This window comes from Anabaena catenula FACHB-362 (assembly GCF_014698735.1).
In the GTDB taxonomy this organism is placed as follows: Bacteria; Cyanobacteriota; Cyanobacteriia; order Cyanobacteriales; family Nostocaceae; genus Anabaena; species Anabaena variabilis_A.
Window position 1 is genome coordinate 52092 of record NZ_JACJTQ010000030.1, and the last position, 23278, is coordinate 75369.

Below are 23278 nucleotides of genomic sequence, written 5' to 3' on the forward strand. Positions count from 1 at the left end.
CAAGAATGTCAACCCAACGGGAGCATCCCAATTTTGCAAAATCACCACACTCACCAGCAAAACCTTTTAAACTTTCTTGACCTTCGCGCTCTTCTCTTCAAGACACTTCGTGAACGCGTCTTTGCGGTTCGTTTCTTTCAAGCCTTAGGTCATCGGATAAAAACAAACTTACACATTTGGGATGCTCCCAACCCAACCTACCTAATTTAATGTTTTTAGCTTAACCGACAAGTATTGGATATTGACTGTATTCATCTGGAATTTTTAATCCTTGAATTTTTAAACTTTGAATGCGGTATAGAAATGCTGCTCCTGTCATAATATGGTCAGCAATATCCACCACTTTTCTATTTTTAGATTCAGATAAATAGGACCCTCTTACCCAATCATTAAAGCTGCCCATTGCTGGACCACACCAAATCTGATAATCAATTTCTCGACCTTTTTCACCAGTATTAGACCAGCGGGAAGATAATCCCAGATACCAGCGAAAAATTAAAGCCATTTTCAATTTGGAATTACTAAGTGCTTTGCTTAATTTTTCTGGGTTACGTTGAGATAAATAAGTAACAGTTTCTTGCCAAACTTCTTGTACTGTCTTTTTTAGAATTTGCTTTTCTAATTTTTCCAGTTCTGCTGGGGGAATCTCTTCAATTGAGTTATAGTTTTTGTATAATTCTAATAATTTTTGAGCGCGGAGAGGAAAGAGTGTTCCGCGTTTGAGAACTTGCAATTTGACTCCCATTTCAAACATATCTGCTGCGGGAGCCATCATCACATCAGCCATTTCTGATTGAGCTAGTAATTCTTTGGTATATTGAGAAGTTCCAGCTTCGATACAAGATTGATTAATAGAGCCGGTGACTACATAAGCTGCACCCATCATAAAGGCAGCTAATGCTGATTGCGGGGTAGAAATTCCACCTGCTACACCAATCCTGACTGGTTGTTGATAACAATATTTAGTTTGAATTTCATCTCGCAATTCCAAAATGGAAGGTAATAAACAAATGAGCGGACGATTATCTGTATGACCTCCAGAATCTGCTTCTACGGTAATATCATCAGCCATAGGAATTTTTTCGGCAAGAGTGGCTTGTAATTCACTAATAAGACCTTGTTGAACTAATTGTTTGAGAATTTTTAGGGGTGCAGGTTGAAGAAATTTAGTTGCAACTTCTCGACGTGAAACTTTGGCGATGACTTTATTTTTGATTTCGATTTCATTAGCTGAATTTAAACTTAGTCCTGCGGCTCGATAGTAAACGATGTTATCAGTCAAATCTAAAAATGCAGAAGCTTCAATTATTCTGACTTGATATTGGAGATATAAATCAACGCTACGGCGTTCAATGGCTGGTTCACTAGGACTATGGAGTAAGTTAAAAGCGTAAGGTTTTTGCTGTAAAGCTTGTTGAATGCGGTTAATGGCTGATTCGACACGGTGAGGAGATAAACCTCCTGCACCAAATGAACTTAAAATTCTTTCTTTTCCCAGCGCAATTACTAATTCTTCGGAAGCGATTCCCTGAGCCATTGCACCTGTAGCATAGGCATATTTTACTCCATAAAAATCAAGAAAGCTGGGATCACCTAATTGTTGAATTGATAAGGATGGGACAGCAATCAGGGTTTCTATTTTGTCTTTTTTACCATCGTTAATAGCAACTATATGTCCTTCATTGGTAACGCCAATCTGCTCTTCTTTCTTGACTATATAACATGGTTTTTCTAAATTCCTCAGTTTAGATTTAATTCCTTCTGCATCAAATGAAACAGTATTTATATTTCCTTGCCAAGGTTGGTGATAGTGGCTCAATAAAGGAGATATTTTTAGGGAATTATTGGGCTTTTCTAGGATAGTTTCTGTGTTGAACATGTTAGTAGACCTCTGTAAAATCTAATTGGTATTATTGATTTTTTTTGTCTCACCTAACAGTAGATATTTTCGTAAAGACGTTTTGGACTTTACTCTACTATGAATCTCTATAGGCATCCGATTTGATTCTTGAATAGATCTAAGTATTTGTAGGTAGGGCTATGCCTTACAAAACCATGATACGGTAGGCAATGCCCACCCTACGTATATTTCAAAAATCAAATATTAGTCCTATATATAGGAATCATCAATGCTATCTGATTTTAAGTTTACCATTGCGGCGGTGGGCAATGCCCACCCTACTATGACAATCATTGCGGAGGTTATGAATACCTTTAAAACGTCCGCTTATAAAAGTCTATTTGTTGCTGAATTAAGAGATTTATTTGCTGTAGTGATTCTTGGCGAGATTTTAATAAGAAACTGTGGGTTTTAGTCATTAGTGCATTGTTATCACTCAATTTTTGTTGGTGATGTTTGCGTAAATTGGGAATTGGGGAGGAAGTTGATTTCCAGATTTTATGGGGATGAAAATTTAAAGATTGATTTTGACACACCGAGTTTTTTTCTACTTTGATATTTGGCTGATTATCTGTTGCAGAAGGAACGTACAAAGGTGATAAATCTAATTCAACTCGATGACTGAGGATTTTACCTAAGGCTCTAATAATTGAGGTATGGTCATCTACGCCTCTTTTATTTATAGATACGGCAACGTGTTCTTTTTGCTTGAGGGTTTCACGAATCCATCTGGAGCAGTTACCACCAACGCCTACTTCAATAAATATTCTGTAGTTGTCTTGATAGACCCGGTTAATTAAGCGAGGAAAATCAAGTTCTTGACAAAGACATTTAGCTATGTTGTTGCCAATTGTTTGGCTATCGATGGTAATTGGTTCATATTCGGCGGCAGAATAAAAAGTCAAATTGGGGATGTTTTGAACGGGTAAAGTGTTGATTTTTTGCAGTTCTTTGTATTCAGAGCGCATGGGATCGCAATGAATTACATGATCGATAGAAGTGGGAAAAGCATCACAATTTAGTTGTTGAATTACTCTTTGACAAGCTTGTGTTTCTCCAGCAATTACAACTTCTTCTGGTGTGTTAATTAAAGGTATATAAACACGTTGCTCATGTTTGATAGCTTCCCTGACCTGGGATACTGGACACATGAGAATGTAGTTACTCCAGAATTCTGGATTTTGATCATCTAATGGTAATCCCCAAGATTGACGAACGGCATTTTTGGGGCCGGATAGCTGGGTTTTAAAAAGAGGGGATGAATTTAAGTAATCACTGGTTTCTTTAAAGCTAGTCCAGACACCTTGAGCTAACATCATGCTGGTTTCGCCGAGGCTGTAACCAAAGGCGCATTGGTTTTGGATTTGGAAATAATTTTTGAGAATTGCGGTTATGAGTCCAGCAAAGCCAACTTCTGATTCCAGCATTGCTACTGGGTCATCAATTAATTGCTGTTCTAAGGCTTCTAGTTGTCTGTTTGATAATTTATTGATGCTGCGGGGATAAAGAAGTTTTTCGATGTTAGCAACGCGGTTGTAAACACTCTTAACAATTGTGTCCTCGTAAAGTTGAGGAAACATATGAAATAAATTACGGCATAGTCCAATATAAGAGGTGAAGGAACCAGAGTAAACAAAGGCGACTTTACCTATTTTTCCTTGTGGTTTGGGTGTAAAATAACTTCCGATAGGGGTTTGCCAGTCTTTGCCAGTATCAAAAGCAACTGTAACACCTGGAATTGCTCGCTGAATTTCTCGTGTTAATTCATCTTGATTCCGTCCCAAAATTGCTAAAGCGTAGGTTGCTGTTTGACGCTTTTGAAATTCCCTAAAGTTCTGACTAGCGGTGTGAGATAGGGAGAGGGAATCTTGAATAGTTTGTTGCAGCCTATTTAGCTGCTCTAATAGAGAAGAGCGATCTTCAGCAGCCAGAGCAAACAGATAATATGGTATTTGCTCTAAATATTGACTGTGACGTTCTATCTGACTGGGTTCTTCTGATAAAATTACGTGTACATAACTGCCATCTAACTCCAAACTATTCACAGCAGCTATTCTTTTGTCCGCACCTGGTTCTACAAACCAAGGTTTAGATTGTGTCGCTACATAAAAGGGACTTTCACTCCACACCTCCGGCTGTTTGGGACTAGACCACTGGGGAACTGCGGGAATATAGCGGTGATATAAACAAAGTGCTGTTTTGATGAGGCTGATAATTCCTGAAGCAGCGTAAGTATGACCAATATTAGCTTTGACACTACCTACTGCACAATTTAATTTTGCGTTTGTAGTTCCATAAGCTTGAATTAAACCTTGAATTTCCGCATCGTCTTGTTGAGGAACACCATTAGCACAAAGTTCTAAATAGCCAATATCTTGAGGTTGAATATCTGCAAGATTAAAAGCCATCTCACAAGCTTGGGTGACTGCTTCAGAGTTGTGTAGGGAATTCTGCACCACACTCAAACCATCAATTACTGCATATATGCGGTGATGTTTTTGTTTGGCTGTGTTGTGGAGTTGCAAGACCACAGCCCCTGCACCTTCTCCTACTAGAATACCATCAGCTTTTTGATCATAACTAAGGGTATTTACACCTGTGACGTGATTTTTCTCCCTAGCAAAATCCATTGCTGCAACTAAAACAGCATCTACTTGCTGATTAATTAATAGCTTTTGTGCCAAATGTAAGGCTGAGAAAACTGAATTTTCTTCACCGAAAGCAGGACTAGTCGCATCCCAAAGACGGGAAATATAACTGGCTAATTTATTGGGTTTATCTCCTTGGGGTGTACTCACCATGATCACTGCGATTTTTGTTTCTGGTTGCAGTTTTGCATCTTGGAGAGTACGAGCAGCCACTTTCAGCATTAACAATTGTTGAAGTGGAAGTTGATTAATTTCCTCTGGGCTAATTGGTAATTTGCAAAGATCAATTAAAGGTAATCGTTCATTGGCATAATTGGCAGAAACAAAATACTGCTTACCTTCATAAATGCAGCGTTCAAAAGCATCCAATTCCTGACAACCACCAGTATAGCAATCCATCCCCACAATTGCCATTTTCTGAGATTGATTTTGGTAAAATTCTTTCATTATTATTCTCCATTATTTTGCAATTGGGTTCAGTTAAGGCTAGGGTCTGTCATCAAAATCATTTTTTTAACTAACCACAGAGACACAGAGAAGCAAGTGCATTGCGAAGGACATTTGCAGACCAAACTCTTGATTCCTCTTTGCGCCTCTGCGCCTCTGCGTGAGACAAAAAAATGCGGTTCATTTACCCAAAAATCTGCGATTAAAACTCCTTAAATTGGTTGACTCAAAATAGTTCCCTTAGCGCCAATCATGCGATTATAAACTTGCCCTTGGCGATTGTGAGTAATGACATCAGCAATTACAGTTAGTGCAGTCTGAGATTTAATCTCACAAGTAACATAAAACGTTTCACCAAATGGGACGGATGCAAATTCTTCAAAATATTGAATCTCTGCCGGTAAACAACCTAATTGATGAAATTGCTGTGTCCAAATCCAGAGCGAATGTATCTGCACATCGGCGATATAGGGATTAAATGTCTGTACTGAAAACTGTCCCTGTTGCTGTGCTGTTGGTTGTGGTAAATAACATTCTAGGGTGAGTTTAGCGGGACTGGCATTTAATACAGATTTAACACCTTGAAAAGTAGTTCCGTGAAATAAGCTACTTGCCCCATGTTGATAAAGTAATTGATTCGTAGAGAGGAATTTCTCATCCTGTTGTAAGTTCAGGAATTCATAGTTAGGGGGAGTAGAAGCTTCCCGTTTCAAAATGACATTACTACTGAAATGATAACGGATTTTTCCATCTGGACTCTTACTACTAATTTTAGCAGTAAATTCTATTTCTTTGTTTTCAATCTTAGCAATTTCTTGCAATTCTAGATTGTATTCATTGGCTAAATTTTCATCAAAAACAATTCCTTTCAAAACTTTGAACTTGGGAAAACAAAGAGCTTTATAACCAGGATACAGTTGTTCGCAAGTATTAGCCATCCATAATAATCCACAAGTGGCGGGGAGAACGGGACGACCTGCGATTACATGATCGTGTAAAAATGGATTAGCTGCTAATGTTAATTGGCGATGAATGCGATAGTTTCTTAATTCGCTATTTAAGGTAGTAGGGACATAAATTAAAGGACTACCAATTACCACTTGTACAGTTTCGTGATTGTGATTTGTCAGTTCATTAACTAACATCTGTGCGCCGACTTCTATGGGAATAGTTTCAATTCCGCGTTCTGCGAAAGCTTTCTTTAATTCTGGTGATACCATGCCACTATCCCAAGGACCCCAGTTAATAGCAACTACATGACAATCAGGGTGATTCAGTTTGATAAGATGGGCAGATTTGTTGAGGATTTCGTTAGCAATCGCATAATCTGATTGTCCCACATTACCGTAAAAACCAACTACGGAAGAAAACAGAATGAGATATTGCAGTTGGCTGGGTGGTAGACAATGCAGCAGATTTTCTAAACCCTTAACTTTGGCGGCGTAAACGGTTTCAAAATCCTGAATTGATTTTTTCTCAATTCGTTTATCAGCCAAATTACCCGCACCGTGAATAATTCCAGTTATCGCTCCTAAACGTTCAATTACAGGGGCAAGTTTTTCTTGCAGTAAAACTCCTTCAGTCACATCTACACTCAAATATTCAGCTTTCCCTCCGGCTTTCTCAATCGCCTTTAGGGTATTTTGAATTTCCCGCTGAGAAGAAATTGTCTGATATTTTTTCTGCACCATTATTGGTGTTGGTTTTTCCCCTTTCGCCTGAAAATCCTCCATAATGCGCTGTTTTAGTTCAGCTTCATTTTCGCAACCTTCAGCCCATACAGGTTCTGATTCTGTACTCGAACGCCCTAAGAGGATAAATTTACATTGCGATTCTTGGGCTAATTTAATCACACATTGAGCGGTAATTCCTTTTGCGCCACCACTGACTAGAAATACTTGGTTATTGGTTATTGGTAATTGGTCATTGGTAATGGGTAATTGGCTGGGAGTATCTGCAACTAGGGTGAATCTTCCTGTTTTGCTATATCCGACTTCTGTAACTAACAGATTAGGATCTTTAAGTTCGGCGAGAATATGTTTTACTGATGTTTCTCCATCTAAATCTGGACTTAAATCACAGGAACGACAAAATACATTTTCCCATTCTTGATTTAAACTTTTTGTCAGTCCAAATAATCCCGCAGCAATGACGCTGAAATTATTGGTACATCCAAGTCCAAATTGACCATCTAGACGCGCCACTGTGAAGAAAGAACTGCGTCCTTGATTTGCTGCTTGATTTAGTGGTTCTTTAAGATATTTGGCGATTAAAAAGACATGGCGGAGAATAGTTTTTTCTGTTTCCAGATAGTGGATATTGTGTAAGGGGTGCAGGTGAATAAATGCAGCTACAGCCCCATATTGATGAGAGATATATTCTAATTGACGTTGTAAACTTTCCTCACTCCAATCAGCCAGCATTACCTGATCAATATTTTCAGCATTTTCAGATAATTTTAAGCCAAGAGAAGGGAAACTTAAAACTACAGTTTTCCAACCCTGTGCTGTCAAAGCTGCGGCTAATTTCTCTGTGGTGGAAGAACCATCATCAGTGATTAAGGCGATATGGTTTTCAGGAATGGTAAAATCTAAAACGTCTGGTTGGGGAAGTTGCTTTAATTTCGCCGGACTGCGAAGAATCCTGTGATTCAATTCTGCTGCTTTTACATTCTGCGTTGCTTCCGTCACCAACTCGGTTTTATCAAGTTCGGCTAATTGTTGATCAACAACAATTTTTTGCGTCTCCGTTTCCTTCTTTTCAACCGCAGATGATACTCCCGTTCCCTGATTTTGTACATACTCGACAATTTGACCCAAGGTACGCAATTGTCCTAATTCTTCGGGGTTTGGTTTGGGTAAATCGGGGTAAAGTTCTAGCAAACTACCGAGAATTTCCACCCGTTTGATCGAATCAATTCCCAAATCTGCTTCAATATCCATTGACAGGTCTAACATCTCTGCTGGATAACCTGTTTTATCACTGACAATGTTCAGGAGAACATTACTCAAGTCTGCGGGTATAGTTGTTGCTAGTTGATTTACCGTTACCTGTGTTGTGTCATTTCCCGGTTGTGGGGGTTCGGGGACTTGGCGGTCATTTTCAATCCCTTCGTGAGGAATCTCAACTAACATCTGTGCGGGAGAAATAGTTGCTTCGGAAACCTCTATTTGATAATTAGGTAAGTCTCGCACTTGAGTTTCTATATACTCGACAATTTGACTCAAAGTGCGTAATTGACCTAATTCTTCTGGGTTTGGCTTGGGTAAATCAGGGTAAAGTTCCAGCAAACCACCGAGAATTTCCACCCGTTTAATCGAATCAATTCCCAAATCTGCTTCAATATCCATTGACAGGTCTAACATTTCTGCTGGATAACCTGTTTTATCACTGACGATGTTGAGTAGAGTTGGGCTGAGGTTAGAAACATCAATACTGAGAGGTGTTGTGGGGACTACGGTGATAGTTGCGATTTCTTCTGCTTCTACATGATTACCATTGTGGGATTTTGACTCTAATATCAAGTCCGGTTGATTCGTGATGATTTCCGTATTTGCGGAGAAATTGCTAAACTCTGTTTCTCCCTGTTCCCTGCTGTCTTGATGATCAGCATTTAACCGGTTTTGATATAACTCTTCCTGTTCTGGGGGTGGTGATATTGTGGTGATGTTGTATGTCAGGTCTCTGCATTCTGGCTGAGGTTGAGAAGTATCATCTGCAAGTAACACCTGATAATGTTGCTGAATCAGTTGGAAGTAGTTGTGTGTGTATTCTTGCTGATAGTTGAGATATTGTTGGTGAATGTGGAGGGTGTCGGCTTGATGCTCATGAAACTGCATCATGCTACGCTCAGAACTAGCGATCGCAGTTTGTTGTGTTTTGATCTGCTCTGGGGTTACTTGACTATTTTCCCATAAGGAATGCTGCTGTTGCATTAACTGGACAAAGTTTTTTGTGTACTCTGTCTGATTTGTTAAAGATTGTTCATGAACGTGCATGATGTCACGTTGTTGGCGATTGAACTCTTTTAAGGAATACTCTAAACTATCAATAACTCGTTCGTAGTTCTGCGGTTGAATTTCCACTCTGTCCAATTTGTGGTTATTTACAGATTTACCATTTCCGTTAACTGGTTCTAAATGGTGTCCATTATTTACAGATTTACCATTGTTAACAGGTTCTGGGTGATGTCCATTATTTACAGATTTACCATTCCCGTTAACTGGTTCTAAATGCTGTCCATTATTTACAGATTTACCATTCCCGTTAACAGGTTCTGGGTGATGTCCATTATTTACAGATTTACCATTCCCGTTAACAGGTTCTAAATGGTTTCCGTTATTTACAGATTTACCATTCCCGTTAACAGGTTCTAAATGATGTCCGTTATTTACAGATTTACCATTCCCGTTAACAGGTTCTAAATGCTGTCCATTATTTACAGATTTACCATTTCCGTTAACAGGTTCTAAATGCTGTGGTGTGGCTGGTTGGGCGTTAACTATATGCCCATTTTGCAGCGATTTTGCAAATGCTTGTTGGGTTTTGTCATTCAAATTAGTGCTATTCAACCGCACATTCAAAACCTTCTTTTGATCAACTTCCGGGATTTTAGTAGTAATTTGGTAGGGATCGAGGTTTTGCAAAGGTAATCCAGCTACTCGCAACTGTATTACTGCTTCTCGTAAAGTGCGATCATCGTCGCTGCGATTCTTACTAGGATTCCCATTTAAAGCCACAGCTAGATGTGGTTTTCCACTCAAAATATCTTTCACCAACTTGGTAAGAATGTTTTTTGGGCCAAACTCCACAAAACAATACCCACCAGACTCATAAAGATTCTCAATTTCTTGCTGGAACAATACCTGATTTAGTAAATGTTCCTTGAGGATTTTTTGAATTGCTGGGGCTTCATTGGGATAACATCCGCCTGTGACATTGGTATAAACTGGAATTTGTGGAGCGTTGAAAGTCACCTTTTCAATTGCTTTAGCAAAAGGTTTCTGTGCATGGGCTACCAAAGGTGTGTGAAAAGCTGCGGAAACTCCCAGTAAAACAGTAGAAAAACCCTTCTGGTTGAGAAAATCCTGCACTTGGGCAATTTCGGTCTTTTTCCCAGCCAATACTACCTGACGCTGAGAATTGCAATTAGCGATCGCAATTTGGGGGAAGTTCTTAATCAATTCTGTCACCTGAATGACATCCCCTTGTACCGCTAACATCCCCCCTGCATCAAATTGAGAATCTGCGGGTGTAGCCATCGCTTGTCCCCTAGCTTTCACTAAGAACAAGTAATCCTCCTCACTCAACACACCCCCAGCCCACAAAGCCGTCAATTCTCCGAAACTATGACCGGCAACAAAATCTGGCTTAAACCCAGCTTGTTGTAATATCTTGTACAACCCGGCACTAAAAGCACCAATTGCAGGCTGTGCATATTCCGTCATTTGCAATGCTGCTAATTGACTGGCTTTTTGTGTTGTATCAAACACTGGTGGCGGAAAAACTACCTCGGATAGGGGGCGTAACCCATCTTCACACAACAGGTTATCCATGTGAGCATAGATTTGACGCAAGTAAGGAAAGTTAACTGCAACTTCCCTCCCCATTTCTAAGTATTGGGAACCTTGCCCAGAAAATAAAGCCACAACTTTACCTGAAGTTTCTATCCCCGTTTGGCGGTAGTAAATTCTTTTCGGATGTTCCCAAGATTCGGCTTCTGGCTTGTTTTTTAGCGAGTCAATAATGATTTGCAAAAATTCTTCAGCCTGGGTCAAAGAATCAGCGACAAATCCGACTCTGGCATGGTTGACAGGAATTTCTACAGATTCACATTCTGTAATTAATTCTGCATAATGCCGTTCTTTGTCTTCTGATTGCAACTTTTGCTGGATATCTAAACAGCGAGATAACAACTCTGGAGTTGTGGGTGCAAATAACAGTATTGATTTGGCAGTATTGTGTAAACGATAGGAGTGATTATGTTCAGGTTCGTATTCTTCCAAAACGACGTGATAATTAGTTCCCCCAAAGCCAAAAGCACTCACTCCTGCCCGTCTGGGTTGGTTAGTAATCCAAGGTCTGGTTTCTGTATTTAAATAAAATGGAGAAGTCTCAATATTCAGTTTTGGGTGTGGTTGAGTAATGTTAATTGTGGGTGGTAATACTTTGTGATGTAATGCTAAAGCAGTTTTAATCAGACTTGCTGCACCTGCGGCGGCTTTGGTATGTCCAATTTGTGATTTGACAGTTCCCAAAGCAATATATTGTTTTTTAGGATTGTTTTCCCCAAAAACTTCTTTGATAGAACTGAATTCTGTAGGATCTCCCACCATCGTTCCCGTACCATGTGCTTCCATTAAACCCACACTCGACGGTGAAAATCCCGCATCTTCATAAGCACGGTGTAAGGCTTTGACTTGTCCTTCTGAACGCGGTGCATAGATACTTTTATACCTACCATCGCTAGAAGTGCCAATGCCTTTAATAACTGCATAGATGCGATCGCCATCTCGTTGGGCATCTTCTAAACGCTTGAGTACCAACATCCCTACTCCTTCTCCCAACATCATCCCATCGGAATTGACATCGAAGGGTTTGACGTTTTCACCAGGAGAAACTGCGGGTGTTTTACTAAAACACATATAGGCCAAAATGGAGTTATCGGTGTCAACGCCACCTGTGATCATCATATCGGCACGATGTTCAACTAACTCGCTAAGTGCCATTTTCAACGCACCCAGGGAACTGGCGCAAGCTGCATCAACTACGCAGTTCAGCCCTCCCAAGTCGAGGCGATTGGCGATACGTCCAGAAATGACGTTAGCTAACATACCAGGGAAGGCATTTTCTTCCCATTGCACATATGCACTTTGGATTTTTTCAATGATTTTTTGGGTGTCTTCCGCTGATAAACCGCTGTTTTTCAGGACTTTTTCCCAAACTGGATATTGTAACCTGGTGCTGAGAGGGATTGCTAACTGTCTACCAATGGCTACTCCTAAGACTACCCCAGTGCGATCGTAAATATCCCGGTTCAACTGTTGAGATTCCCCATAACCGGCATCTTCCATTGCTGCTTTCGCAACTACCAATCCTAGTAACTGGGAAATATCCGTCACCTCTAATATATTGGGAGGTAAGCCAAATTCCAGCGGATTAAAATCAATATCGGGAATAAATCCGCCCCGTTTACAGTAAGTTTTATCCGGTGTCTTTGGGTTGGGATCGTAATAATCATCTATACTCCAACGAGAAGGAGGAACATCAGTAATACAATCAACTTTTTGAATAATCTTGTCCCAATATTCCTGTAAATTTTTTGATTGGGGAAATATAGAAGCCATGCCAATAATTGCAACATTAGTTTGCCGCAACTTTGCATTAATTTTACTGAAATTATTTGTGTTTTCCGGCATATCTTTTTTGACCTTAATCAGCTTGAGCAGAGCTTTTTCACAATCGCTAATTTCCGATTGCAATTGTGCGAACGCAGCTTCAAATTGGCAAGCAGCCATGACTATATCTTCACTATTTTGCTCGTGCAATGTAGAGGGACTGATATCATGTCCGGTTGTTCGCGTAGCGTCTCGTCAGAGATATACTTATCATTTAGACTGACGCGCAGACAGGGAGACGCGGGGACGCGGAGAATTTTTTTTGATAAGTGATTAGGCGGATATGATATGAGATAGTTGTTATCTCTTGTCATCGCAACTATTAAAATTCAGTAACTAGAGACAACAATTTTCTCTCACTAAATAATTACTTATTGATTGTTAGCTGAAATTTGGTAAAATGCATCGCTTGGCGGCTCAAGCTGAGATAGCTTTATACAGAAAACTTAATCTTCTTCCCTGTTTCATTCCTGAAATTGCCGCTTGGGTTTATATTAAACTGGTGACAAAACTTTTACAACTCATATGCAACTTAGATGCAACTAAATAAAGTTGTATAAACTCTAAAGTTACTAGAGCCATCTCCGGGAGATATTTCCTAATCCAATACTTATCAAGTATTAGCTAATATCGCCCACTTTTTAATAATGTTGCATTGATAAAATATATTCTTCATTTAAGATTATCAGAATCTTCATAATTCAATTTAACCAATATATTGCTGGATATTAATTAGCTATAGTAATCATAAATGAGATCTGATAGCTTGCGTGGCGTAGCCATAAAATTTTAAGTCTCGTAGGGTGGGCATTGCCCACCTCACCCTTATTGATACCGTTTCACTTTAAGGTTGATACAAATGGACAGACGCGGAGATTCATTTGTAGCTTTAATGTAGCTTTAATTAAGTGAATAGATATGAGAAGTTGCAAGATGTGAATATGGAAATTTTTCTCAAATTTATAACCTGAGATAGGTGCTATTGATTAAAAAGAATATATAGTGGTGAGATTCTTAATTTGGCAATTATTCTGAATCCTGACTCATAAATTTTTGCTAAGATTCTGTAAGTTACTGCTATAAATGACCAATTTGTGCATCTATCTTTAGTTAATATTTAATTTCTAGCCTTTACATTTATGAACTAGTTAATTGCTGGAAAAAAGTTCTTTATTTCCAAGCTGAAAGTGAAAATTGATGTAAAGTTCATAACTAGTTACTATATCTAAAGTATGAAAAAAAATGCATTTTTAATAAAAAATCAGCAGATTTTAAATATATGAGTAACAAATATAAATCAAGTTGAATAGCAAATAATCATTCGGCACAAATACCCGCAACATTCATCTAGACATATCACTGATTATTTCTGAAAGAAATTGTTGCATATGGGTTGAAATTGAGTATTAATCAGTTTATTGTTTGTGGTTGAATAATGTAAATCCATGCTGTTGTTTTAAGGCAGTGGGTAGATACAGAGTTAGGTAGAATCAATATATAAATTCACCTGATTAATTCATCACTCTATCCACTCTTATCCGTGCGGTACTCTAGCACAACTTTATGTAATTTAACCGTATTGCGTTGAGCTTTTTGCAAAATTGGACTTACAAGAAACTATAAGGGCTTGCTGGCATGAGACTATCTGAACTAGATCCACTCATACCGCTAAATGAGTTGAGAGAAGAACTTCTCAAATTACCAAAAGGCTACTCATTTTATGAAGACGAATTGGTAGATTTTCTATCACGGCGAAGATGGACTGAAAGCAATCGCCGGATTGATAGAACAACTTTCTGGCGGTGGCGCAACGACAATGGTATTGAGCATCAAAAAGTATTCAGCCGATTAGATATCCTCAAACTCTGTCAAATTTGTGATCATTATCGTGTAGATGGAACTCGCAACGAATACTTAGCAATTGTCAAAAAGAAAAAAGAAGTGATGCTCAATAAATAACTATGCATCTTAGTGGTGCAAAAATACTAAATAGCTCTACTGACAGTCGATGAAGCTCATACCAAGTTGGGATTTTAGATTTTGTACTAACTGTCTTCACTCATAGACTGTTATGGAAATCTCAAACAATACTAACTATCCTAATTTGGTATCAGGGACAGATGGATAATTTTATGATTTATCCATCTTCCTAGCTTTATCTTTGCCAAATTTGCCAAATATTTAAAATCAAATCGAATCGAATCGAATTTAATCGAACCGAATCGAACCGACGTTATCAGGGAATGCTATCGAGTGTACTTCTTTGTCTCAATTAAAGAGATAAAGAATTTATGTCAACCCCTGCGGGGGAGCTAAACGACGTGCTAATTGCTAATTTAAAAGGCAAAATTATGGTACACAAAGACAAGCAGTCATTAACAAAACCTGTAGGTTGGTTATCGATAACTTTGGCAATTGCTACATCTGTAGCTACTGTTGCAGTATCTATCTACAGCTTTTCACGATTTCATTTTACATCTAAATCAAATGCTCCAATTCCTCCTAGCAGTTCTACTCCTACAGTGACTGCTGTTGCTGCATTAGGACGTTTAGAACCTCAAGGAGAAATTATTCGATTGTCGGCACCAAATTCTGAAGGGGGAGGTGTTAGAGTTGCCAAACTTCTGATCAATAAAGGTGACAAAGTCCGACAAGGACAAGTGGTAGCAATTCTTGATAGTTACGCTCCTAATATTGCCGCCTTAGAAAAAGCCAAACGACAAGTACAAGTTGCCCAAGCGAGTCTTAAGCAAGTAGAAGCAGGAGCAAAACAAGGTGATATTTATGCTCAAAAGGCAACAATTGCTCGCTTAGAGGCTGAATTGCGCGGAGAATATTCTACCCAAAAGGCAACAATTGCTCGTCTAGAAGCTGAGTTGCAAAATGCAGAAACAGAGAATCAGCGATATCAAAAATTATATCAAGAGGGTGCTATTTCCGCTTCTGATACAGATACCAAACGCTTGCGAAGGGATACAGTACAACAGCAACTCAATGAAGCCAAAGCTGCCCTCAACCGAACTGTAGAAACTCTTCAAAAACAGTTAACGGAAGGTCAGGCTAGACTTAGGAGTATTGAGGAAATTCGTCCCACTGATGTGCAAGCAGCGCAAGCTGATGTTGAAAGCGCAAAAGCATCAGTTAAACAAGCTCAAGCAGAGTTAGATTTAAGTTCTATCCGCTCACCTATAGATGGTCAAGTCCTGAAAATTAATGCTTGGCCAGGAGAAATAATTGGTAGTAATGGTATAGCTCAATTAGGTCGCACTGACCAAATGTATGTAGTAGCAGAAGTCTATGAAACTGATATTAAAAAAGTGCGTTTAGGTCAGTCGGCTATCATTACTGGTGATGCTTTTACAGGAAATATAGGGGGAACAGTGACAGATATTGGTTTGCAAGTTGGCAAACAAAATATCTTCAATAATAATCCTGGAGCAGATACGGATAACAAAATAATAGATGTCAAAATTCGCATCGATAACCCAACAGATAACCAACGAGTTGCCGCATTAACTAATTTACAGGTGCAGGTAGTAATTAAGGTATAAACTCTGTTGGTAATTAATATTAATACCCATGTCAAAACTGTACGGTTAAACAGTTTCAAATTTTAAATTGGAAAAGGTTAAAGTTTTTTCTATTTCCCTACACTGTAATCAGGATTAGACAAATATAGTCTAGACTCCCAGAGGTTTTAAACATGATTCTCAATATTCCTCTCGCTTGGCTACAATTAGCCAAACAACGAGTGCGCTTTTTTGTGGCTTTAGCAGGGATTGCTTTTGTTGCTGTTTTAATGTTTATGCAAATCGGCTTTCAAGATGCTCTCTATGCTAGTGCTACACAGTTACATAAGAATCTGCAAGGCGATTTATTTATCATTAGCGCTCAGTATAAATCTTTGACTTCTAATCAAAGCTTTTCTCGCAGTCGTTTATACCAGACATTAGCTTTTGCTGGTGTCGAATCAGTTAATCCTTTATATGTGCAGTTTGCCAAGCTCAAAAATCCGCTTAATGGTCGCAAGTATCCTATATATGTGCTGGGTTTTGATCCGGTAAAATCAATCTTTAAATTACCAGAAGTTCAGGATAATTTTAAATTACTGCAAATACCTGATCAGGTTTTTTTTGACCGTGCTTCTCGTCCAGAATTTGGTCCAATTGCTCAATATTTCCAGCAAAAGCAACCTATGAATCTGGAAATATTTAGTTATCAGGGCTTGGTTGGTTATAAAGTTAAAGTCGGTGGCTTATTTAGTCTTGGGCCGTCTTTTGGCGTTGATGGAAATTTGATTGTTAGTTCGTCTACTTTCATGCGAATCTTTGAAGGACGTTCAGCCGAAAAAATAGATATAGGTATAATTAACCTCAAACCTGATGCAGATCCGCAAGCAGTATTGGCAAATTTATCAGCCAAGTTACCGAAAGATGTGATCATTATCACTCGGAAAGATTTTATTGATTTTGAAAAACAATATTGGACTCTGAGAACACCTATTGGTTTTGTGTTTAATTTGATGGTATCTATGGGTTTTGTTGTTGGTGTCATTGTTGTTTATCAAATACTTTATAGTAATGTATCTACGCACATTGTGGAATTCGCCACTCTCAAGGCCATGGGTTTTAAAAATAAATATCTCTTGATTGTAGTTTTTCAACAAGCTTTGATTTTAGCAGCCTTGGGTTACATTCCCGGCTTTGCTATATCTCTGGGACTTTATGATGTTGCGAAAAATGCAACTAAACTACCAGTTCAGATGGATATAAACAAAGCATTTATAGTGTTTGTATCAGCGATTTTAATGTGTTTAATTTCCGGCTTTTTCTCGACGAATAAACTCCGCAAAGTAGATCCAGCAGAAATTTTTTAGCACGATTAAAAATGTTGCAATCAAACTTCCTTTTAGAAATCTCAAACCTCAATCAATATTTTGGTAAAATCACATTACGCGACCAGATTTTATTTGACATTAATTTGACAATTAATTCTGGAGAAATTGTGATTATGACAGGGCCTTCTGGTTCGGGTAAAACCACTTTATTAACTTTAATTGGTGCTTTGCGTTCTGTGCAAGAGGGAAGTCTCAAATTTATTGGACAGGAATTATTTGGAGCCAGCAATAAAAAGTTAGTGGAAGTGCGTCGCCAAATTGGCTATATTTTTCAAGCTCACAATTTACTAGATTTCTTGACAGCTAGACAAAATGTACAAATGTCGCTGGAACTACAACAAAATATTTCTGAATGGGAAGCTCGTAAACAATCAGAAGCTATGCTCCAGGCTGTGAAATTAGAACATAGAGTTAATTACTACCCATCTGATCTTTCAGGAGGACAAAAACAACGTGTAGCTATTGCTCGTGCTTTAGTTAGTCATCCCAAATTAGTCTTAGCTGATGAACCTACTGCGGCTTTAGACAGTAAATCAGGTAGAGATGTTGTTAACCTCATGCAAGCACTAGCTAAGGAGCAGAGTTGTGCTATTTTAATTGTCACTCATGATTACCGAATTCTAGATATTGCTGACCGTATCATTCATATGGAAGATGGTCGGCTCATTAAACAGGTTTCATAACTAAATATACCAGTACCGCTTTCTCGGAATAAACAACCAAAAATTAACAATTAAAAATTTAAAAAGCAGATAATACAAGCTTTTTAGGAATTTTTAATTGTTGATTGATTTACGCAGTTGTGTACTAGGTAAAAGCTTGATTATCTATCAAGATATTTCTCAAGGGTAAAATTATATCTGCTTTAAGTATGAGGCGATGATTGTCTTGGTCAGGGAAAATAGGGACAATATAAACAATGTCCTGATGTTTGCGTATTAACAAAGCAAACTTGAATTCAGCATTTATGTAGGGTATGTTGATTATGGTGCAAGATTTGATGGTTTGTCTACAGGAAGCAACTTTATACTTTATATTTAAACGGTCTTGGATTCCTAAACATCCTGATGAATGTTTTGTAAATCCTCCCTGCGGCTGTGTTCATCCTGGACAAGAACTTAAATGTGAAGAATGTTCCCATCTGGAAGCTTGCTTGTCTGCTTGGAAGCTCAATAATGACTGAATTAAAAATTAAAAATTAAAAATGAATAAAATAAAAATGAATAAAATAAATTACAGCAGATTTCAGGTCGCAAGAGGTACAAAATTTAAGAACAAAGCCATATAACAAGAGAGTTTCAACCCTATTCCCTATTCCCTGTTCCCTATTCCCTGTTCCCTGCTGTATAACAAGTTAGCAGAATTTACATCTAAACATAAGGTTGCTTGAGGTTGTTTACGCAAAATAGAAGCCGGACAATTTGTGGTAATAGACCCATGCAATATCTCTTTTACTATTTTTGCTTTGCGTGTATCTGGTGCTAGACAGATGATTTTCTTAGCTGCACAAATCATGGGGATAGTAACAGTAAATGCGTATTGGGGGACGGCTTCTAAATTGGGAAACTGTCCTGTATTTACTTGTTGGAGACGATTTACTTTATCAAGTTTTACCAGTTTAACTTTAGCGGGATCTTGAAAATTGGCTACTGCTGGGTCATTAAAAGCCAAGTGTCCATTTTCGCCTACACCAAGACAGCATAAGTCAATTGGTTGAGCTTGCAGAAGTTTTGTGTAGCGATCGCATTCTGCTATAGGTTCTAATGTATCACCCTCTATGTAGTAAAATTCTTTAGGAAACACCCGTTGCTCGACACGCTCCCGCAAATAACGCCGGAAACTAGCAGCATGGTCAGCTGTAATTCCCAAATATTCATCTAAATGGAATAAGGTCGTTCTTGACCAATCTATCCCACCTAAGGCGATTAAAGCATCGAGAAATTTAAGTTGAGAGTTTCCTGTAGCTAATAATACAGCAACTGTATCCTGTTGCTGAAGTAGTTGCTGTAAATACTGCTGTGCGATTTTGGCAACATCTTGCGCCATTTCTGCTTCAGAGTTGTAAATCTGCACTAGGAGATCATCGACACGAAAAGATTGTGTAGCGACTGGCATTTACTTATACAAAAGGTAATTCATTCCTCAGCATTCAGTGGTTAGCCTCATAGTTTTTATCCTGACTATATGAAGCTAAAACAAATTAGGACAAAAACCCTGCCTTAGACCTATTAATCATGAGTAATAAGTTTTTCTTGTTACCCTCTCATTTTGTCATTTATTAATGGGAGTTTTGCTTTGCCATACTTGTTCAAATTCGGTTTTGGAAATTTCAAATTCTTCGATATTTCCATCATCTATTTTTTTATCGCATAGCATCCCATGATTATCGGAAAAATGGCTACTATCATAGAATAATACGTTGCCATTTTCATAAACTTCTATTTGTCTGCGGGCATATAAATCCCCACCAATTTCCATAAAGTAGGTACTAGTACCCCAAGCATCATAGTCACCGCCAAGAGTGACATCCCAGAACCATTTGTAATATTTCTTGACTTTTTGTAATGTAGACATAGTATTTATACTCCTAATACGGGGATTACTACTTTAAATTTTATGATTTTCCCAACAACCTATTACATACCTATTTTACAAATTAACTAGGTTAAAGATTGACAGGAATAATAATATTATACTTGATCCTACTTGAAAATTAACAATGTTTCTAGAGTAGGTATTAGCTATTGCGTAGTAGCTCCCTTATTTCCATTAAAATTATGCCCAGCATATTTTTACCACTACCATCAGATCCACATCCCCAATAATAGTCTATGGGCGAATTTTCAACTAGTTTTTGATTGCCTGTAGAAAGGAGAATCTCTCGAATATCTGAGTGGCTGGAAAATTTACATAGCAATGCTTTCCGCATGATGTCGTCTTTCACTTGTTCCCAATCTGAACGCAGGGGACGATTTCTTTGTCTGCCCATTCTTGCTGCATCCTTTGGTGTTTTGACGAGGCGAATTTGTTCGCTATGGGATGTACCAATAAATTTTTGTGCTTGAAAGTAATGTTCGCTGGTAGTCCAATATAAATCATCTAGGGTAAAGCCATGTGGTGAGAAATTAGAAAAACAACCATATTCCTCACGAGTGCTATAAAAGTAGATTGTCATCAAATTCATACATTACCTGTCAATTTGGAATTGAGAATATATAAATTAGCAGCGATAAAAAGTATCGGCTAATTTAGTCGTAATTATTCAAAATTTTGATGTTTTAAGCCCGTTTTTGACTATGAGTAGACAACTGCATAAGTCAACTAACCATTAAAAATTCCTATAAAGCTTGTGTCATCAGCTTTTTAAATTTTTAATTTTCAATTTTTAATTCTACCCTGCGGTACTAGCTAATTCTTTGGGTTCATAGTAACGGCAGTCTTGACAGGGACCGCTAGGATTGACAGCACAACGGATGTAACCAGAGCGAGCATTAAATTGGCAACTAATATCGCCTACTAAATAGCCTACACCTTCTAGATAGTAGCGATCACCTCCGGTGCTGCGCTCCGCGCAATCGCCCTCAACAGGTCGGATGTAGGGTTGCATCTGTGAATAGTTGAGAGCTATTTGTCTGGTGCGTGCGCGTGTCCGCGTCTGGGTTTTGCGAATCACCCACAAGGAGAATAGGGACGGTAAGAATCCAATGGTAATCAACAAAAGTGTTCTTAACACCTTAATATTTACCTCAATTTTTCTCTGATTGATATTTTTCTCAATTTAACTAGCATAACTTTTACATCAATATTGGAGATGACGATTTTTATGACAAATTGTGAATTACTAATTAACCCAAGTCGCTAATACCGCTTTCCCGCTTTCCCCGCGTCCCCGCGTCCCCGCGTCCCCGCATCCTCTCCTATTCCTAACTAGCAACTTACGTTAATTATCTGTCAGTTGCTTGACGTGAGCATTAAATCTAGCGTTTTGTAGGACTTGCTTGGTTGTGGCTGAATCTTGTACCCAAAACTGCTTTCCGAATCGCACGAGTTGACGATTGTTTCCTGCTTGAATAATGCCAATTACTGGTACTTTGGCTTTATCTTTATCTCCTGATTGTTCCTTTAGAATTGATCGCAGTCGATGCTGGACTTCAATAGTACCTGCTTCCTGTGGATTTAATTCAACCATTACCATCTGGACTTTTTCCACTGGTTCTGCGTCTTCCACTATAAATTGAGTTTGCTCATCGCGTCGGTCTACTTTACCCCAAATGATTAATCTGTCCTCAACTTTCAATAGTGAACTAACACGTTCATAATTTTTGGGGAAGACAATTGCTTCTGATGATGCAGTTAAATCTTCTATTTGTAAAATCGCCATTGGATCACCTTTTTTAGTCACCACTTTTTTGACATTATTAAGTATGACAACGGCACAAAGCATTATATTCTCTTTTTGTTCCCCTAGCTGTGCAAGGTTAATTGGTGCAAGCAGTGAAGAGGATTGCTTGATGTCTTTGAGTGGGTGAGCCGATACATAAAAGCCTAATAGTTCTTTTTCTAATCGCAATTTTTCTTGTTGTGGAAAATCATGAGTTGGTTCAGCTTTGGGAGCAGATTCAAAAGCATTTTTAGCTGGTTGATGATTATTAGTTGCAAATCCACCACCCATTAAATCAAATAGATTTCCCTGTCCACTGGCTCTATCTTTAGCGCGAGATTGCGCCCAATCATAGACTAATTCTAAGTCTCGAATTAATTGTTGGCGGTTAGATTCAATTTTGTCAAAGGCTCCACATTGAATCAGTGATTCCAAAGTCCGACGGTTAACAGCACGTAAATCAATGCGATCGCAAAAATCGCCCAGGGATTTAAACTCTCCGCTTTCTGCTCTGGCTTCTAAAATCCCCGCGATCGCATTTTGTCCCACGTTACGCACTGCGGAAAATCCAAATAAAATCTTCCCTTCTGCGGGTGTAAAATCCAACCCAGAGCGATTAATATCTGGTGGATCTATCTGAATACCCATACTCATGCAGTTGTTAAGATATTTCTGCACTTTATCGGTGTCACCACTGTTAGCTGTTAACAGTGCTGCCATATATTCTAATGGGTAATTGGCTTTTAAGTATGAAGTTTGATAAGTTACGTAAGCGTAGGCTGTAGAGTGAGATTTGTTGAAGCAATTAGAGGCGATTAAACCATTTTTAATAGCAAAATTATGGTCACGCTCAACCCCAATGTCATAGACATTTTCTTTACCAACGTAATTTCGTGTAATTATTTTAACCATATTACTTAGCTTTTTAAAATTTGTTTATTTACTGATTTTAGGCTAACAATTATGATTTACAGCAGCTTTCATCGGTCAGCCTAATTTACCAAATAGCTAGAAACCAACCAAGCACTGATTCCTGAGCCAATCCAGCCTAATAAAACCATTATGATTAAACTCATGATACCCCTGCCAACAAACGCTCCCAGTGATCCCGCTTCCGGTAGACCAGTTTTACGATCATCCAGCCAGATTATAAACCCATAAAAAGAAGCCCCAGCGATCGCCATCAGTATAAACCCAACCATCCCACCGACTGGAATTAAAAGCAGACTCCAAATAAACCCCAAACGATTAAAAGCACCCCATAGAATGAACAGAGTTGGACTAGCCAACAGCATCAAAGGCAACAAAAATGGAATCATGATTGAACAAGAAAATAATGATTTTTTCTGGCCTTTTCCTTAGCAGCCAGACCAAACAAAGGCAAACTCATCTTTATGCGTTTTGCATTGCAGAATTTGAGCAATACCCATATCACCAAACATATAGGGAAGGTTTTCGCAGGAAGCTAATTGAAATACTAGCCGCATGGGAGCATCACAAATAGACATCTCCGAAAAAGAATTAAATTATGGTATAAGAATATAAAAGTGTATTTTTTGGTAAGACGTTATGGGCAGTATATTTGAATATATTCAGAGCAATCCTCAC

15 protein-coding genes are annotated in these 23278 nt (G+C 38.5%); 5 read left to right on the forward strand and 10 right to left on the reverse strand.

Annotated features, from left to right (window positions below):
* Window positions 1-220 precede the first annotated feature (220 nt).
* From H6G68_RS18240 to H6G68_RS18250, 3 genes are all read right to left on the reverse strand, one after another.
* On the reverse strand, window positions 221-1879 hold the full coding sequence (locus H6G68_RS18240) for a PfaD family polyunsaturated fatty acid/polyketide biosynthesis protein (protein ID WP_190907916.1): 1659 nt from the start codon (window positions 1877-1879) through the stop codon (window positions 221-223).
* A 335-nt stretch (window positions 1880-2214) separates the two neighbouring features.
* Window positions 2215-4995 (reverse strand): type I polyketide synthase, encoded by a 2781-nt coding sequence (locus H6G68_RS18245; protein ID WP_190907917.1) that lies wholly within the window; start codon window positions 4993-4995, stop codon window positions 2215-2217.
* A 212-nt stretch (window positions 4996-5207) separates the two neighbouring features.
* Window positions 5208-12512 (reverse strand): type I polyketide synthase, encoded by a 7305-nt coding sequence (locus H6G68_RS18250; protein WP_190907918.1) that lies wholly within the window; start codon window positions 12510-12512, stop codon window positions 5208-5210.
* Between the two features lie 1515 nt (window positions 12513-14027).
* Between H6G68_RS18250 and H6G68_RS18255 the strand changes: the two genes are divergently transcribed.
* The 5 genes from H6G68_RS18255 (at window position 14028) to H6G68_RS18275 (ending at window position 18472) form a co-directional block, all read left to right on the forward strand.
* Complete coding sequence (locus H6G68_RS18255) at window positions 14028-14351, forward strand: hypothetical protein (RefSeq protein WP_127053291.1); 324 nt, start codon at window positions 14028-14030, stop codon at window positions 14349-14351.
* Window positions 14352-14743: 392 nt separating this feature from the next.
* Window positions 14744-15943, forward strand: coding sequence for an ABC exporter membrane fusion protein (locus tag H6G68_RS18260; protein WP_190907929.1), 1200 nt, complete (start codon window positions 14744-14746; stop codon window positions 15941-15943).
* 152 nt (window positions 15944-16095) lie between these two features.
* Window positions 16096-17268, forward strand: coding sequence for an ABC transporter permease DevC (gene devC, locus H6G68_RS18265; protein ID WP_190907919.1), 1173 nt, complete (start codon window positions 16096-16098; stop codon window positions 17266-17268).
* A gap of 11 nt (window positions 17269-17279) precedes the next feature.
* Window positions 17280-17972: a DevA family ABC transporter ATP-binding protein gene (locus tag H6G68_RS18270; protein WP_190907920.1), complete on the forward strand. Its 693-nt coding sequence runs from the start codon at window positions 17280-17282 to the stop codon at window positions 17970-17972.
* A 302-nt stretch (window positions 17973-18274) separates the two neighbouring features.
* Complete coding sequence (locus tag H6G68_RS18275) at window positions 18275-18472, forward strand: hypothetical protein (protein WP_127053294.1); 198 nt, start codon at window positions 18275-18277, stop codon at window positions 18470-18472.
* A gap of 128 nt (window positions 18473-18600) precedes the next feature.
* On the opposite strand, the gene H6G68_RS18280 is transcribed toward H6G68_RS18275, so the two are convergent.
* The 7 genes from H6G68_RS18280 to H6G68_RS18310 all read right to left on the reverse strand — a co-directional run bounded on the left by H6G68_RS18280 (window position 18601) and on the right by H6G68_RS18310 (window position 23178).
* Window positions 18601-19404, reverse strand: coding sequence for a glucosamine-6-phosphate deaminase (locus H6G68_RS18280; protein WP_190907921.1), 804 nt, complete (start codon window positions 19402-19404; stop codon window positions 18601-18603).
* A gap of 156 nt (window positions 19405-19560) precedes the next feature.
* Complete coding sequence (locus H6G68_RS18285; RefSeq protein WP_016952033.1) at window positions 19561-19863, reverse strand: hypothetical protein; 303 nt, start codon at window positions 19861-19863, stop codon at window positions 19561-19563.
* A gap of 163 nt (window positions 19864-20026) precedes the next feature.
* On the reverse strand, window positions 20027-20464 hold the full coding sequence (locus H6G68_RS18290) for an NADAR family protein (protein ID WP_190907922.1): 438 nt from the start codon (window positions 20462-20464) through the stop codon (window positions 20027-20029).
* A gap of 216 nt (window positions 20465-20680) precedes the next feature.
* Window positions 20681-21022 carry a DUF6464 family protein gene (locus tag H6G68_RS18295; protein WP_127053296.1) on the reverse strand — a complete coding sequence of 114 codons (342 nt, stop codon included), beginning with the start codon at window positions 21020-21022 and terminating at the stop codon, window positions 20681-20683.
* 207 nt (window positions 21023-21229) lie between these two features.
* Window positions 21230-22582, reverse strand: a complete 1353-nt coding sequence (locus tag H6G68_RS18300; RefSeq protein WP_190907923.1) for a helix-hairpin-helix domain-containing protein — start codon at window positions 22580-22582, stop codon at window positions 21230-21232.
* A gap of 80 nt (window positions 22583-22662) precedes the next feature.
* Complete coding sequence (locus H6G68_RS18305; RefSeq protein ID WP_190907924.1) at window positions 22663-22989, reverse strand: hypothetical protein; 327 nt, start codon at window positions 22987-22989, stop codon at window positions 22663-22665.
* A gap of 39 nt (window positions 22990-23028) precedes the next feature.
* Window positions 23029-23178, reverse strand: a complete 150-nt coding sequence (locus H6G68_RS18310) for a hypothetical protein (RefSeq protein ID WP_190907925.1) — start codon at window positions 23176-23178, stop codon at window positions 23029-23031.
* Window positions 23179-23278: the final 100 nt, after the last annotated feature.